This window comes from Rhodoplanes sp., assembly GCF_013377085.1.
GTDB lineage: Bacteria > Pseudomonadota > Alphaproteobacteria > Rhizobiales > Xanthobacteraceae > Rhodoplanes.
The window spans coordinates 101,567-117,250 of record NZ_JACAAX010000019.1; the positions used below are offsets into that span (position 1 = coordinate 101,567).

General features: G+C 67.9%; 14 protein-coding genes and 1 pseudogene. 13 read left to right on the forward strand and 2 right to left on the reverse strand.

Features of this window, described 5'->3' with window-relative positions; all coding sequences use genetic code 11:
- Window positions 1–143: 143 nt before the first annotated feature.
- The 7 genes and pseudogenes from HXX10_RS15045 (at window position 144) to HXX10_RS15075 (ending at window position 6,509) form a co-directional block, all read left to right on the forward strand.
- Window positions 144–1,229, forward strand: coding sequence for a glycosyltransferase family 4 protein (locus HXX10_RS15045; RefSeq protein WP_296523432.1), 1,086 nt, complete (start codon window positions 144–146; stop codon window positions 1,227–1,229).
- Window positions 1,226–2,470 (forward strand): cellulase family glycosylhydrolase, encoded by a 1,245-nt coding sequence (locus HXX10_RS15050; protein ID WP_296523434.1) that lies wholly within the window; start codon window positions 1,226–1,228, stop codon window positions 2,468–2,470. The genes HXX10_RS15045 and HXX10_RS15050 overlap by 4 nt, the downstream gene beginning before the upstream one ends.
- A 278-nt stretch (window positions 2,471–2,748) precedes the next feature.
- Window positions 2,749–4,068 carry a GumC family protein gene (locus HXX10_RS15055; RefSeq protein ID WP_296523435.1) on the forward strand — a complete coding sequence of 440 codons (1,320 nt, stop codon included), beginning with the start codon at window positions 2,749–2,751 and terminating at the stop codon, window positions 4,066–4,068.
- Window positions 4,065–5,312, forward strand: coding sequence for a surface polysaccharide polymerase (locus HXX10_RS15060; protein ID WP_296523437.1), 1,248 nt, complete (start codon window positions 4,065–4,067; stop codon window positions 5,310–5,312). The genes HXX10_RS15055 and HXX10_RS15060 overlap by 4 nt, the downstream gene beginning before the upstream one ends.
- A gap of 90 nt (window positions 5,313–5,402) precedes the next feature.
- Window positions 5,403–5,648 (forward strand): annotated as a pseudogene (locus tag HXX10_RS15065) (hypothetical protein); the annotation flags it as partial.
- A gap of 175 nt (window positions 5,649–5,823) precedes the next feature.
- Window positions 5,824–6,087, forward strand: a complete 264-nt coding sequence (locus tag HXX10_RS15070) for a hypothetical protein (RefSeq protein ID WP_296523438.1) — start codon at window positions 5,824–5,826, stop codon at window positions 6,085–6,087.
- Window positions 6,088–6,158: 71 nt separating this feature from the next.
- Window positions 6,159–6,509, forward strand: coding sequence for a hypothetical protein (locus tag HXX10_RS15075; RefSeq protein WP_296523440.1), 351 nt, complete (start codon window positions 6,159–6,161; stop codon window positions 6,507–6,509).
- 54 nt (window positions 6,510–6,563) lie between these two features.
- Here HXX10_RS15075 and HXX10_RS15080 read toward each other — a convergent pair whose 3' ends face one another.
- Entirely contained in the window at window positions 6,564–7,610 is a 1,047-nt protein-coding gene (locus HXX10_RS15080; protein ID WP_367141984.1) for a citrate synthase, read from the reverse strand.
- A 472-nt stretch (window positions 7,611–8,082) separates the two neighbouring features.
- Between HXX10_RS15080 and HXX10_RS15085 the strand changes: the two genes are divergently transcribed.
- From HXX10_RS15085 to HXX10_RS15110, 6 genes are all read left to right on the forward strand, one after another.
- A complete protein-coding gene (locus tag HXX10_RS15085) occupies window positions 8,083–9,048 on the forward strand; it encodes a 2-hydroxyacid dehydrogenase (RefSeq protein ID WP_296523443.1) in 966 nt (321 codons plus the stop codon).
- 53 nt (window positions 9,049–9,101) lie between these two features.
- Window positions 9,102–9,599, forward strand: coding sequence for a tripartite tricarboxylate transporter TctB family protein (locus tag HXX10_RS15090; protein WP_296523445.1), 498 nt, complete (start codon window positions 9,102–9,104; stop codon window positions 9,597–9,599).
- A 9-nt stretch (window positions 9,600–9,608) separates the two neighbouring features.
- A complete protein-coding gene (locus tag HXX10_RS15095; RefSeq protein ID WP_296523447.1) occupies window positions 9,609–11,111 on the forward strand; it encodes a tripartite tricarboxylate transporter permease in 1,503 nt (500 codons plus the stop codon).
- Between the two features lie 22 nt (window positions 11,112–11,133).
- Entirely contained in the window at window positions 11,134–12,108 is a 975-nt protein-coding gene (locus HXX10_RS15100; protein ID WP_296523449.1) for a tripartite tricarboxylate transporter substrate binding protein, read from the forward strand.
- Between the two features lie 76 nt (window positions 12,109–12,184).
- Entirely contained in the window at window positions 12,185–13,201 is a 1,017-nt protein-coding gene (locus HXX10_RS15105) for a 2-hydroxyacid dehydrogenase (RefSeq protein WP_296523451.1), read from the forward strand.
- A 50-nt stretch (window positions 13,202–13,251) separates the two neighbouring features.
- Window positions 13,252–14,223 (forward strand): tripartite tricarboxylate transporter substrate binding protein, encoded by a 972-nt coding sequence (locus HXX10_RS15110; RefSeq protein WP_296523453.1) that lies wholly within the window; start codon window positions 13,252–13,254, stop codon window positions 14,221–14,223.
- Between the two features lie 225 nt (window positions 14,224–14,448).
- Here the strand turns inward: HXX10_RS15110 and HXX10_RS15115 are convergent, their stop codons facing one another.
- Window positions 14,449–15,405, reverse strand: coding sequence for an NAD(P)-dependent oxidoreductase (locus HXX10_RS15115; protein WP_296523456.1), 957 nt, complete (start codon window positions 15,403–15,405; stop codon window positions 14,449–14,451).
- Window positions 15,406–15,684: the final 279 nt, after the last annotated feature.

The window sequence follows — 15,684 nt, forward strand, 5'->3', positions numbered from 1 at the left end:
TCAGGCCCGAAGTGATTCGGCGCTCGTAGCGGACGGTCCGATTGCGTCGTCACGTCCGTTGCGGCTACGTTGGCGCACGCTGGAAGATCGGGCGCGGGGCCGGGATTGGATCACGATTGATGCCGCTCCGACAAGGAGAACCGTTGCGTGTCCTGCAAATCCTCCACACCGACGAGCGTGGCGGAATCCTGACGCTCGCGACCGCGCTGGAACGCGGGCTGCCCGCCTTCGGGATTCGCGTCGACACCGAGCTCCTGTTCCCGCGGCCCGGCCTCGGCGCCGTGGCGAAAGCGCGCGCGGCCGCCGCCATGGCGGCCCGGCTCGTGCGCGACGACCACGACGCGGTCGTCGCCTACCAGGCGACCGCATCGATCCTGGTCGGCATCTTCGCCGGCCGCCGTGGCGGCCAGCGGATCGTCCACCAAACCGCGATCCCGGGCGCAACGGCGCGGCCGCTGCGGATCGCCGACAAGCTGGTCGGTACCGCCGGCCGTTACGACGCCAACATCGCCAACACGGTGTTCACGCGCGACGAGTTCCGCACCTATCCGGCGCGCTACCGCCGCTCGCTGATCCTCATCGAGCACGGTGTCGAGCCGCCCCAGCCCGGAAGCGACCGGCCGACGACGCGGCGCCGATTCGGCTTGCCGGCCGAGGCGCCCGTGGTGTTGACGGTCGGACGACCGACGCCGCAGAAGAACCAGGGCGTGCTGATCGACGCGCTGGCCCGGATCGGCGACGCTGTGCTGGCGATCGCCGGCGCCGGCAGCGACGAGACCGCCCTGCGCGCCACCGCCGAGGCGCTCGGCGTCGGCGCGCGTGTCCGATTCCTCGGAGCCCTTGCGCCAGCCGACGTAGCGGACCTCTACGGGGCGTGCGACCTCTTCGCCTTCCCGTCGGTGTGGGAGACCTTCGGCCTCGCCGCCGTCGAGGCAGCCATGGTCGGGATTCCCATGGTGGTCTCCGACCTGTCGGTGCTGCGCGAGGTGCTGGGCCAGCCCGAGGCGCCGGTCGTTCACCTGCCCCCGTTCGACGTCGCGGCCTGGGCCGAGGCGATCCGGACCGGGCTTGCGGCGCCGCCGCCACGTGCCGCCCGCGATGCCTTCGCGGTGGCGCTGCGCCGACGCTACAGCCCGGTCGACATGATCCGTCGCTACGTCGCACTGCTGCGAACCGGCCGGGCCGAACGCGCGGCCGGGCCGGCGATCGAGCTGGAGACGATGCTGTGAGTGCGGTCCTGCGCCGGCTCGCCGTCGTCGCCACGGCCGTGCTCGCCGTCGCGGCCGTGCTCGCCGTCGCGGCCGGAGCCGCCGTCGCCGAAGCCGACGGCACGCCGTTCCGGCGCGGCGTCAGCGTGCAGGCGTTCACGTTCCCGGCGGTTGTCGGTGGCCGTTATGCGGCGGATGCCTACCCCGGCGCCGACGAGACGGCGGCACGCTTCGATATCGCCGGGCTGCGGGGGCTCGGTCTCGACCACGTCCGCCTGCCCGTCGACGTCGGCCCGCTGCTCGACGATCCCGACGGTCGGCGGCGGCGCGCGCTTCTCGACGCAATCGGGCCGCTGATCGGGCGCCTGCACGCCGACGGGCTCGGCGTGATCGTCACCCTGGTTGCCCCCGGCCTCGGCGGTGCGCTGCCCGAGGACAACCTCGACGGGCCCGAAGGACCGCGCTTCCGCCGCTATGCAACGATTGCCGAGGCGCTCGCCCGAGCGCTCGACAACCTCGCCGACGCGCCGCTTGCGCTGGAGCCGATGAACGAGCCGCAGCGTGCCTGCGTGCGGGCCGACGGCCCCGACTGGGCCATCCACCAGCCGATCCTGCTCCAACGCCTGCGGGCGGCCGCGCCGCGACTATGGCTCGGCGTGACCGGCGGCTGCTGGTCGAAGGTCGAGGGGCTCGAGTCGGTCGACGCCGCCCTGCTGCGCGACCCGCGGACGTTCCTCTCGGTCCACTTCTACGACCCGTTCCTGTTCACCCACCAGGGCACGGACTGGGCTCTCGACATCATGCCGCTGGTGTCGGGCCTGCCCTATCCGCCGCGAGCCGAGCAGGTGCCGGAGGCGCTGGCCACGGCCCGCGACAAAGCGCGCCGGGCCGCCTGGCCCGAGGACGTGCGGCGGGAGCGGCTCGCCCGGGCGGAGGCGTCGCTGCGCTATTATCTGACCACCGACCCGCGGCCGGCGCTGCGCGACACATTCGCGGATCTGCGGGGGCGGGCCTCACGGCTCGGGATTCCGGCCGGCCGGATCGTCGTCACCGAGTTCGGCGCGACCCGAACGCCGGACCGCGACGTCTCCCGCGCGCGTTGGTTGCATGATGTGTCCGGGATGATCTCGGCGGAAGGCTGGGGCTGGACCTTGTGGGTGCTGCGTGAGGGGCCGTTCGGCCTCGACGGGCCCAACAGCCGTCTCGATCGAACACTTTTGCAGGCTCTGGGCCTTCGGGCGCCGGCCGGTTCCTTTCCGTAAACACGTTTGTGGCATTGATGTTGCGAGCAGACGCGGGCGACGTCCCCGCAGTATTGGTACCAAGCGGAATGGCACGGCGACGGAAAAAGGTATCCGTTCCGATGCGCCGACGGTGCGGAGGGGACGCCTCGAGGCTCGCCGATCCGGCCCAGAAGGTCAGTATGTTCGTTCTCAGACCCGACGACACACCATCTGCGGACCGCCGGAGCGGGACCGCACCGGCAGGGCCGGGCCTGCCGGCCGGGCAGGGGGCAGGGTCGCGGGTGCGACCGGTCTGGATGGGACTGACCGTCAGCGTGCGCCGCAATCTGCCGCTCGTCGCCGCCACGGCGCTGCTCTGCATCGGCCTGACGGTGCTCTACCTGGTTGTCGTTTCGCCGACCTTCGTCGCCACCGGACGCATCCTGCTGCAACCAAACGAGCCGCGCGGGGCGTCGACGGCCCAGGCGAACCGCAGCAGCCGCGAGACGGCGGCCATGGAGGCGGAGAGCCAGATTCACCTCCTCACCTCGCGCGCCGTGTTCGACCGCGTCATCGCTGCGGAAAACCTCGACACCAATCCGCTGTTCGGCGCCAAGCCGCGCGGCATCCTGTCCCGCATCCTCGGCTTCGGCCGGGTGGACGATCCACACGCGCTGGCGCTGCGCGAACTCGAGCGGTCGATCTCGGTCGGCCGCCTGCAGAACTCCTTCGTGATGACGATCGGCGTCCGGAGCGAGAACCGCGATCTCGCGGTGCGGCTCGTCGACGCCATCATGAGTACCTACATCGCCGAGGAGGCCAAGGCCCGGGCCGGTATCGCCGGCCGCGCCGGCACCACGGCGGAGCGCCGGCTGGGCGAGCTGCGCGCCCGCGTTCGCGACGCAGAGGAGCGCGTCGAGCGCTACCGCCGGGACCACGGCATCGTCACCACCGGCGGCCAGCCGCTGCTCGAGCAGCAGATCGCCCAGTTGTCGACGGAGCTGAGCGAGGCGAACGCCAAGACGGATCAGCTTCGCTCGACGCTGGCGCATATCCAGCGGGTGCAGAGCGGCGCCGCTGATCTCGATGCGCTGCCCGAGGCGTTGCGCACCGGGACGATCGAGACGCTGCGCTCGCGTTTCGCCCTCACCCGGCAGAACGTCGCCAATGTCGACGCGACGCTCGGGCCGCGCCATCCGCAGCGCCGTGTCGCCGACGCCGAGGTGAACGAGGCGCGGCAGCTCGTCGACCAGGAGCTCGGCAATATCGTGACTGCGACGACGGCCGAGCTGGAGCGGGCCCGGGCGGTCGCGGCGGGCGCGCGGATGCGGCTGTCGGGGCTGGAGAGCGAGCTCGCCAAGTACAACGACGCCGCGGTGGGGCTGCGCGAGCTCACCCGCGAGGTGGATGCCGACCGGGCGATCTACGAGTCCGTGCTCGCCCGCTCGCGTGAGCTGAGCGAGGAGGGGCGGCTCGAGGAGGAGCCGGCCCGGATCATCAGCAAGGCGACGCGGCCGCTCGATCCGGTCGGCCCGCCGCCGCTGCTGCTCGTCGCCGCCGCCCTGCTGCTGGGGCTCGGCCTCGGCTCGGCTCTCGCCTGGCTGCGCGATCAGCTTCGCGGCGGCGGACGCTCGTGACGGCGTCGGACACGCTCTCGGGTCAGACGTCGGTCGAGACGCAATCCGGAAGCGCGGCCGCGGCCGCCGTCGCCATCGTGATCGCGGCGCTGACGTTCAATCAGGTGCTCGCCTTCGTCAACGCGTCGATCACGCCGGTCACGCCGCTCTCCGTCATGGCCGCCGAGGTGCTGATCCTGGCCGCGGCCGCCTCGCTGGTGTGGAACCGCAGCGAGAGTCTCTATCCGCTCTCTGTGGCGCTGGCCGCCTGGTTGGTGTTCGCGATGACGATGCGGTCCGGCTTCGATCCCAAGGTGCTGCGCGACGCCTTCATCCCGGTGCTGTTCTACTTCCTCGGCCAACGCTGCGGCACACCGGAAACTTGCGACCGGCTGGTCGCCATCTCGATCGCGATCGTCGGCGCCTTCGCGGTCATCGAGTGGGCTTTCCTCGACACGTATATCCGCTACGTCGACATCCTCGGCTATTATCTCGCCAAGGGGAGCACCGACGTGACGCTGGGTGGCGACGGACCCGGCCTGTTCACCAGCGGCATCCGGTTCGAGGGGCGTACGCTACTGCCGTTCCTGGGCGAGCACCGGGTCTCGTCGGTTTTCCTCGAGCCGGTGTCGCTCGGCAATTTCGGCGCCATAGCGTTCGCCTGGCTGCTCTTGCGATTTCGCGCCTATGGCTATGCATTCTACGGCTGGACAGCTCTCGTCCTGATTATCCTGGTCCTCGGCGATGCGCGGTTCGGAATCTATCTGTGCGCCACCGCGGCGGCGATCTATCTGGTGGCGCCGCTGGTGCGGCCCGGCCTCGTGTTCGTCGTGCCATTCGTGCTGGTGGTGGTGCTGCTCGCCTATGCGGGCGCGCTGAGCGGGGGGGCATGGGACAACACGTTGCTCGGCCGTTTCCTGCTGTCGGGCCAACTGCTGTCGACCCTCGACGGCTGGCAGGCGCTGGGGCTCGCGCCGAGCGACGTCAACTTCGTGGACTCCGGCTACGCCACCGTGCTGTCGCAGTTCGGATTGTTCGGCGCCGCCGGCCTGTGGGCCGTCTATTTGTTCGGCAGCCCCGCCGAGACACCCGCGGCCTGGCGTTTCAAGCTGTTCGTCTGCTTCTACCTCATCCTGCTGCTGTCGATCAGCACGTCGTTCGCGACGATCAAGACCGCGGCGCTCCTCTGGTTCCTGGCCGGCGGTACCGCGGAGAATCCTCCCGTCGAGCCGGGAGAACGGTGCGGCTCAGCCGGCGCACCTTGAGGAGAGCAGCGATCGCCGCGATACCACGCTTGCGTGCATATGCTCGGAATTGGCGATGCATCGGCGAAATCCCTGTCCTCCCTCGAGGCGGAAATCGTCAGGCGCGCCGACCGTCCGAAACGATTTGCGGTGCTCCCCGAGCGCTGGATCGTCGAAAGCACGACCGCCTGACTCAATCGCTGCCGTAGGCTCGCCGGGGACTGGGATAACCTAAACCGTAAGCGGCTCGCTCTTCTGCGCCTCGCGCCGATCCGCCTCACGCTGCGAAAGCCCTGTAATCTCGCCCGACGTTTCCGGACAGACTCAAAAAGCTCGTTTGGAAAGCGTGCGCCGTGATCGGACGCTTCTGAGCGATGGTTGTCTTTCGACTTATCAGAGCGCGATCTCACGACGCCTTGCTTGATTTACGATCGTGAAATCATGTCGTCGGCTTCGATTCGATTAACCAATCATCTAAAGCTCGGCCTCACGCCTCCCGGGTATGGTCGCACGCAAGGGATGGGAGGCGAACATGCGGATCACCGCAGCAGTTCTCGTGTCAGTGGTCGGCCTTTTACAGCCGGCATTGGGTATCGCCGGCGAACAGACGGCGAGTTTCGATTCTCGGTGGCCCGAGGTTCCGATGCGCGAGCCGACGAGCATGGAAGCAATTCGCCTCGTCGCGAGTGCCCTCAAAGAAGACCTCGAGCCGGCGATCAAAGCGGAGCTGGTGGCCAGGACGGAGAAGCCGTTGCGCTGCAGCGCGAAATTCTGCGGGCTCCTGACGCTGCGCTGAATGCTCCGAGTGCTCGTCAAGACGTCGACCGAAACGGCCATGGGCGACCCGCCACTGACGATCTTTTCCCCATGGAGATCGAGTCCGGCCTGATCGAGGGACGGACCGATGACGCGAAGCAGGCTCACGGAACAGCAGATCATTGCGGTTCTGCACGAGCAGGAGGCGCGCGGCAAACCATGGGCCGTCACGCTGCATTCGGCGGCCCCGAGCGCCACGCCCTCATCGGCAGATGCAGTCGATCCCGAGCAGACGGCCGGACCCTGCCGAGAATCCCCCCTCTCTCGCCCGTCGCCGAGATCCTGGAAAACGCTCCGGCGATCGGCACAGCCGTTTCGAGCACTATCGACGCTGCCCGGAGATGTCTGGTGGACTGGAAACAGCCGACCACACCGCCCGGCGTGGTCGATTCCCGCGTTTGACCCCAAGCCGACCCGCCGCCGGACTTGCCGACGCGGCTCGGCCGTCGCCTTCCTCTAACCTCTCGATCGAGCCGCCGACCCAGGAGGCGGTGGACTTTCGGGGCGCATCAATGGCGGGCCCGTATAGCGCGCGCGCGGACGTATCATGGTTCCGATGGCGGACTGCTCGATGCTGTGCGCGAGCCACCCGACGCTCCGACCCACCGCGAACAGCGCGAAGGGCGCATCTTCGGGCAGATTGAAGCGTTCCGCCAAGGCCGCGAGGGCGACGTCGATCGTCGGGGCCTGACCCGTCGTGGCGCCGACGGCCGCGATCGTGGTCTTGAGGTGGGCCGGCACGTCGAACGCGGCGAGAAGCGCGGCCGCACGCGGATCGCCTTCGGGGTAAAGCGGATGCCCAAACCCCGGAACGGCCCATCCCGACGCGAGGTGGCGCTGGATCGCCTCGTCCGCATTCGTGCGCGCGACCTCGCCGAACAGGCTCTGCACCCGCACCGAGGCGCCGCCATGCAGCGGGCCCGACAGGGCCGCCAGTCCCGCGAGCACGCATGCGCCGAGGGATGCCCCGGTCGATGCGGTCACGCGCGCCGCGAAGGCCGACGTCGTGAGCTCCTGATCCGCCAGCAAGACCAGGGCGCGCCGGATGAGGTCGACGGACGCCTCGTCCGCCTTCCATCCTTTGGCCAGCCGAATATGAACGGGCGAAGTGCCGGGCACGGCCCCGACAGCCGAGGCCAGACAGCCTACCAAAGCGGCCGCCTCCTCACACAGGACGCTCGCCGCTCGTCCGAATGTCGGGCTGCTGGTCGCGGCGGCGCCCGCAAGCGTCGCGTACGCTCGTGCCCGCATGGAGTCTGCGGCCACCGCGCGCTGCCGTTCCGACGTGAATCTCGGGACCGCAGGCGCATCCCAGAGCACCGCCGCGACATCTTCCAGACTCGCCGTGCTGGAGAGATCGACGACGTCTCGGCCGCGATAATAAAGCCGCCCGGACTCGATCGTCGAGATGGTCGTGGTGATGATCGGCTCGCCCCACGCGATCGTGCTCGCGGCGATGACGTCCGGACGTTTCCCGCGCCGCCGGCGCCGGACGAGCGTCATGATGTCCTCACCGCGGTAGAGGCTGCACTTGGGATCTCGAGGGTCGCGACACACCCCGATCTGGCCGCGGCTCGCATAGGCGTAAAGAGTCTGTGGGCGGACGCCCAACTCCCGCAGCGCCTCCGCCCGGGTCAACCACTTTCTCATGTTGATTCACACAATCAACGTTGATCTCATTAATTCATAGGACGATGCTCCCGCCCGAGCAAACGCTTTCTTCGGAAGAAGCCTCGGGCGGGGCCGCACAGCAAACCCCGGTCGTTCTGCTGGTCCTGCATCCGCTGCCGAAGGTGGCCGCCCTCATCGTTGTTCTCGTCGAAATCCAACCGGTCGCACGCGGGTCCGCACCGTCAGATCGAGCCGAACGCCGACACCCATCGAACCGAGAGAGCTCGCCGCGATCGTGCGAGCTCGACACCGGCCCTTCCTCCGCGGGTCGGCGGCAACTCCAGCAAGGAAGCGCCCGAGAGACATGAACCGCGCAGAAACGACCGCATCGCTCCTGGTTGCCCGACGCGTCCCCGACGCGGTTGCCGAACGCGCCCGCCGCGAGTTCGATGCCGTGGTGACCGACCATGACATGGACGCGGCAGCCGTCGTCGCCGCGAGCCGTACGCATCGCAGTCTGGCGATCCTCACGGGGAAGAAGGCTGCCCTGACGGCAGCCGACATCGCGGCCCTGCCCGACAGCGTTCGCATCATCGCCAATCCGAGCGCCGGCTTCGATCACATGGACGTCGAGGCCGCCCGGGCTCGCGGCATCGTCGTCACCAACGCTCCCGACTCGCTGACCGAATGCACGGCCGACTTTGCCTTTATGCTGATCCTGGCCGCATGCCGGCGCGCCTCCGAATACGAGCGGATCATGCGCGCGGGCTGGCGAAAGTCGTTCGGCATGCCGGACATGCTGGGCAAGCGGGTGAATGGGCAAACGCTCGGCATCGTCGGCTTCGGCCGGATCGGCCGTGCGGTCGCCCGGCGCGCCCGGGCCTTCGACATGCGGGTGATCTACAACGATCTGTCGAGAGCGCCCGCGACGCTCGAACAAGGCGCCGAGTTCGTGCCGAACCTCGAGGACATGCTGCCGCGTTGCGATATCCTGTCGCTGCACGTGCCCGGCGGCTCCCGAACCCTGATGACGCGCGAGGCGTTCGGCCTGATGCCGCGCGGCGCCGTGTTCGTCAACGCCGCGCGTGGCTCGCTGGTCGACGAGGATGCGTTGATCGACGCGCTCCGGTCCGGGCGACTGTGGGCGGCCGGCCTCGACGTCTTCCGCAACGAGCCGGATTTCGACCTGCGTTTCGGGGAGCTTCCGAACGTCTTCCTCACTCCGCATGTCGCCAGTGCCACGGTCGACGCCCGCAATGCGATGGGGTTCGCGGCTCTCGACAACATCTCCGCCGTGCTCGCCGGACGCCCACCGATCAATCCGGTTTGACCGGCCGACGTCCGACTGCACGATCAACAGGACCACGACTCCGGGACGAGCGGATGGCCGACATGCCGATCAAAATCTCCAGCCCGAAGGACTTCTGGGCCGGCCTGATCTACCTCGCGATCGGTGCGGCCGCGATCTGGATCGGCTCCCACTACAGGTTCGGGGTCGCCGGGCGTATGGGTCCGGGCTACTTCCCCTTCGTCCTGGCGGGCGGCCTGGTTGCCGTCGGTGTGGTTTCGTTCGTGCGATCCTTCGTCATCCCCGGCAGCCGGATAGGAACGATCGCCTGGAAGCCGATGCTCATCGTTCTCTCGGCGAACCTTCTCTTCGGCTTCCTGCTGCCCCGGGCGGGCCTCGTCGTCGCGCTCGTGGCCCTCACTTTGGTGAGCGCCGCCGCGAGCCGCGAGTTTCGCTTCGAGTGGCGCGCGAGCCTCGGCCTTGGCGTTCTCGTGCTCTTCTGCGCGCTGGTTTTCGTGAAGGGCCTCGGCGTGCCGATGCCGATCGTCGGGTCCTGGCTCGAGCCCTACGTACCCGCCTCCTGGCTGTTCTGAGGTCGCACCATGGACATTCTGTCGAACCTCTGGCTGGGGCTCTCGGTGGCCGCCACGCCGTTGAATCTCTGGTGGTGCCTGGTCGGCTGCTTCCTCGGGACGGCGATCGGGGTGCTGCCAGGGCTGGGCCCGGCCGCCACCATCGCCATGCTGCTGCCCGCCACCTTCGGGCTGCCGCCGGTCTCGTCGCTGATCATGCTGGCCGGCATCTTCTATGGCGCACAATACGGCGGCTCCACCACGGCAATTCTGGTCAACCTGCCGGGCGAGACGTCGTCCGTGGTCACGGCCCTCGAAGGCCACCGGATGGCGCGGCGGGGCAAGGCCGGCCGCGCCCTGGCGGTTGCCGCCATCGCCTCGTTCTTCGCCGGCACGGTCTGCACCTTCCTGATCGCGCTGTTCGCGCCTCCGCTCGCCGAGGTCGCCATCAAGTTCGGGCCGGCCGAGTACTTCTCCCTGATGGTGCTCGGCCTGGTGGCGTCGATCGTGCTCGCTCACGGCTCGATCCTGCACGCCTTCGGCATGGTGTTCCTGGGCCTTCTGCTCGGCCTCGTCGGCACCGACGTCAACTCCGGCACCCAGCGGTTCAGCTTCGGAATCTCCGAGCTCGCCGACGGGATCAACTTCGTGATCGTGGCGATGGGGATGTTCGGGATCGGCGAGATCATCGCCAATCTCGAGTCCGGCGATACCCGGGACGTCATGGTGAAGAAGGTCACGGGACTGTGGCCGACCCGGGAGGATTTCCGGCGGATGATCGCGCCGACGCTGCGCGGCACCGCACTCGGCTCGATTCTCGGCATTCTGCCGGGCGGCGGCGCCGCGCTGGCCTCGTTCGGCGCCTACGCGCTCGAGAAGAAGATATCGAAATACAGGCACGAGTTCGGGACGGGCGCCGTCGAAGGCGTGGCGGCACCGGAAAGCGCCAACAATGCCGGCGCCCAGATGTCTTTCATTCCGATGCTCACTCTCGGCATTCCGGCGAACCCGGTGATGGCCCTGATGATCGGTGCCATGGTGATCCAGGGCATCCAGCCGGGCCCGTCGGTGCTCACCGATCAGCCGGCACTGTTCTGGGGCGTCATCGCATCGATGTGGATCGGCAACCTGATGCTCGTCGTGCTGAACCTCCCGCTGATCGGCATCTGGGTGAAGATGATTTCGGTGCCGTATCACCTGCTCTATCCGATGATCCTCGTCTTCTGCGCGATCGGCGTCTACTCGCTGTCCAACGCGGCGTTCGACGTCTATCTGATGGTCCTTTTCGGAGGGCTCGGCTACGTGTTCAAGAAGCTCGACTGCGAGCCGGCTCCCATGCTGCTCGGCTTCATTCTCGGCCCCATGATGGAGGAGTTCCTTCGCCGGGCTCTGCTCCTGTCCAAGGGCGATCCGGGCGTGCTGGTCACGCAACCGATCAGCGCGGTTCTTCTCGTTCTCGCGTTCTGCCTGCTGCTTCTCGTGCTCGTGCCGTCGTTCGGCCGCACCCGCGAACAGGCTTTCGAGGAAGGCTGATCTCTTCTCAAGGAGACGACGCATGAAACTCAAGATGCTCCTGAGCACTGCGCTCCTGGCATGTGCTCTTTCGCTGGCGGGCACACCGGCGCCGGCCCAGACCTACCCGTCGAAGCCGATCAAGATCATCGTCCCGGTGACGCCGGGCGGCGCCATCGACATCATCGCACGGCTGGTCGGCGAGAAGATGCGGATCTCGCTCGGCGTTCCGGTCGTCATCGAGAACAAGCCCGGCGCGAGCAACAATCTCGGTGCCGACATCGCGGCGAAGAGCGCCCCCGACGGCTACACGATCCTGATCGTCGCCTCGAGCCACGCGACCAGCAAGTTCGTCTACAAGGACCTGTCCTACGACCCGGTGAAGGACTTCGAGCCGATCGTCTACACCCACGTGGTGCCCCTGTTGCTCGCGGTCAATCCCGGCGTGCCGGCCAAGACGGTCCCGGAGCTGATCGCCTGGATCAAGGCCAATCCGGGCCAGGCGAGCTACGGCTCGAGCGGCCCGGGCGGCTCGCTGCACATGGCGGCGGAGCTGTTCATGAGCATGAGCGGCACCAAGATGCTGCACGTTCCCTACAAGGGCTCCGCGGCCGCTCACCCGGACCTCATCGGTGGCCGGACCAAGATGATCTTCGACACCGTCTCGGCCATCCAAGGACACGTCAAGTCGGGCGCGGTGCGCGGCCTCGCCGTGACGACCCTGACGCGATCGAGTGTCTTCCCCGGGCTGCCGACGATTTCGGAGGCAGCGCTGCCCGGCTACGACGCGAGCACCTGGGGTGGCATGCTGGCGCCGGCCGGAACGCCGAAGGAAATCGTCGCCAAGCTGAACACCGTCATCAACGCGGCCCTCAAGGACGAGGACGTGAGGGCCAAGCTGATCGCCTCCGGCATCGAGGTCCAGGGGGGCACGCCCGAGCAGTTCGATTCCTTCATCAAGAGCGAGATCGAGAAGTGGGGCAAGGTGATGAAGGACGCCGGCATCGAGCCCGAGTGACCGCGACCGCCGACGGCCACACCATCCTCGACCATCCTGCTCGGCGCGGTCCGCCGAGCCGCTGAGGCGGAACGACATGACGACGTCGGAGCAGCACACCGGGTCGGCCGGAATCGAGATTCTGATGACGGCCGCCATGCCGACCCGCGACGCCGCGGCGTTCGACCGGCGCTTCACCATGCATCGTCTCTGGGCATCGCAGGCCCCCGAGGCGATGCTGTCCGACGTGGCACCCCGGATTCGCGGCATCGCCGCCGGCGGCCCGATGCGCATCGACGGCCCGCTGATGGACCGCCTGCCGCGTCTCGAGATCGTCGCAAGCTTCGGTGCCGGCTACGAGCGGGTCGATGTCGAGGCGGCGGCAGTGCGCGGCATCACAGTGACCAATACGCCGGGCGTTCTCACTGAAGAGGTCGCCGATCTCGCCATGGCCGTGATGCTGTCCACCATCCGGCGCATCCCGCAGGCGGATCGCTTCGTACGCGAGGGCAAGTGGCTGTCCGGCCGGTTCCCGCTGTCGGCCTCGCTGCAGGGTCGCAAGATCGGCATCGTCGGTCTCGGCCGCATCGGCAAGGCGATCGCTCGCCGTTGCGCGGCGTTCGGCGTCGACGTCCACTACCACGGCCGGACCGAGGTGCCGGACAGCGGATACCGCTTCTGTCCGACGCTGCTCGAGCTGGCCCGCACGGTCGATGTGATGATCCTGTCGACGCCCGGCGACGCGGGGACGCACGGCATGGTCGACGCCCCGGTTCTGGCGGCCCTCGGTCCCGACGGGATCCTCGTCAACGTCTCGCGCGGCAGCGTCGTCGACCAGGACGCGCTCGTGGCCGCCTTGCGCGATCGCAAGATTCTCGCGGCCGGGCTCGATGTCTTCGCCGATGAACCCGAGGTCCCAGCCGAGCTGATCGCCATGGACAACGTCGTTCTGACGCCGCACGTCGGATCGAGCTCGCTCCGGACGTGGCAGAACATGAGCCAGCTCGTGCTCGACAACCTGACGGCCTGGTTCGAGGAGCGCGGCCCTCTGACGCCGGTCGTCGCCACACGGAAGACGAACAGCAGCGAGCCGGACCGGGCCAGGACCGCGTAGCTCGCCCCGCCCTCGATACGACGTCGCCACCTTATTGAGAGGAGACCAGCATGGCCATGATGCGAACGGCGATTGCGCTGATCCTGCTTTGCATGCTCGGCACGCCCTTGGCCGCGCAGGTCAAGTTTCCGACCAGGCCCGTCGTCATGGTCGTTCCGTTCCCTCCCGGAGGCGGCACCGATACCGGATCTCGGTTCCTGGCCCAGAAGCTGTCCGAGCGCTGGAAACAGACCGTCATCGTCGAGAACAGGCCCGGAGCCGCCGGAAACATCGGCTTGGAGTACGCGTCCAAGGCCAAGCCGGACGGCTACACGATCATGATGGGCAATATCGGGACCCAGTCGATCAATCCGTCCCTGTACAAGAACCTCGCCTACAACCCGGACACGGCCTTCCAGCCGATCGCGCTGGTCGCCGAGCTGCCGCTCGTCGCCGTGGTGACCCCGTCGTTGAACGTCAAGACCGTCGGTGAGCTGATCGCCCTGGCCAAGGCGCAGCCGGGCGACCTCACCTACGGCACGTCCGGTTCCGGCTCCGCCATGCACCTCGCGGCCGCCTTGTTCGAGGACGGCGCGGGCGTGACCCTGACCCATGTTCCCTACAAGGGCGGCGGACCGGCCATCCAGGACGTGATCGGGGGACACATCAAGATGTCATTCGCGACGATCCTCGAGACGAGCGGTCACCTCAAGAGCAACCGGTTGCGTGCCGTTGCGGTCACGAGCGCCAAGCGTTCCCCGGCCATGCCGGATCTTCCGACCGTCGCCGAAACCGGGCTTCCCGGTTTCGATTCCATCTCCTGGATCGGCCTCCTGGCGCCCGCCGGCACGCCGAAGGACATCGTCGACCAGATCGCCGCGGACACGAAATGGGCCATCGAGGAGACGGATCTCGGCGAGAAGCTGATCAAGCAGGGGGCGACGCCGCTGTTCCTCGGGCCAGCCGCCTTCGCCGACCTGATCGCGAAGGATCGCACGCGCTACGGCAAGGTGATCGTCGAGAAGAACATCGTCGCCGAGTGAGCGCCGACCCGGGCTCGCGGACCGGATGCCGACGCCCGATCGACCCGATGAGCGGGTTGTGCGACGGGAGCGCAAGGCGGGGAGTGCCACTGCGTCTCCGTCGTGCCCCGCGCAGGCGGGGCACCCAGTATTCCCGGCGCCGGTGAGAACTGCGGCACGCACCGGGGATACTGGGTCATCCGCCTTCGCGGATGACGACAGCAACTCAGGCGTCAGTCCGGACCCTCAGTGCTCCAACCCGGTCGGGACCGCGACGTTCTCGGGCTCGAGTTTCATCCCCGAGAGAAGCGCCATGGTCTCCATCAGAGCGGCAAAGTCCTTCTGCAGATACGCGTCGGGATCCTCTCGCAGCATCGCCGCGCCGAAATGCGTCTGCAGCATTTCTCGCGCGGCCGCCGTCACCGGCATCGGCACGTCGTTGTCGCGGCCGAGCTCGAGGCCGAGGTCGAGATCCTTGCGCATCAGCTCCGGCGTGAACGTGGTGGTCCAGTCGAGGTTCACCAGCGCCGGCGACTTGTAGGTCGTGAAGGTCGAGCCCATCACGCTGTTGTTGAGGAAGGCCAGGAAGGCGTGGCGCGGCACGCCGAGCTTGTTCACCAGCAGCGTGATCTCGATCAGGTTCTCGATGACGACGCCGAGCATCACGTTGTGGGCGATCTTGCAGACGCGGGCGAGCTCGCCGTCGCCCACGTAAGAGACGCCGTGCGGCGCGATCACCTTGATCACGTCCTCGACCTTGCGGAACGCCGCCTCCGGGCCCGATGCCACCGCCGACAGCTTGCCGGCCTTGATCACCTTGGCGTTGCCGCTCACCGGACAGGCGACGAAATCGCTGCCGTGCTGCTTCAGTTTTGCGCGGATCTCGACCGAGGCGTCGACCGAGATGGTCGAGCAGTCGACCAGCACGGCCGGCACTTTTTTGCCGGTGGCGGCACCATTCGGGCCGAAATAGACCTCCTTGAGATCCTTGCCGGTCGAGACAATGGAAAACAGCACGTCGACGCCGGCGAGATCGGAGGGCTTGTCGACCACCTTGCCGCCGAGCTTGGCCAGCGGCTCGGCCTTGGACCGCGTCCGGTTCCAGATCGACACGTCGTGGCCGGACTTCACCAGCCGCTCGGCCATCGCGTAGCCCATGCGGCCCATGCCGATCCAGCCCACCTTCAGCGCGTTCTTAGCCATTCTTGTGCTCTCCTCGTCGTCATCCGCACCTGAACGGAACAGCACCTCCGGCGGCGTTGCCACGTCGGGCCTGTTTCCACATCGGCTCCATCGGCGGAAGATGCCGGCACAATATTGCGACGGCAGCCGTGGTGCAAACGTTTGCATTTTTTATTGCATCGATTTGGAGGCTGTGTCAATCTGCCGGCATCAAGGGGCAGCCCGTCGGCCCCAGCCCATTTCCGGGAGAGCGCCATGGACCAGCATCTGCGCGAGATCCGCGCCGAGGACATCGATCCG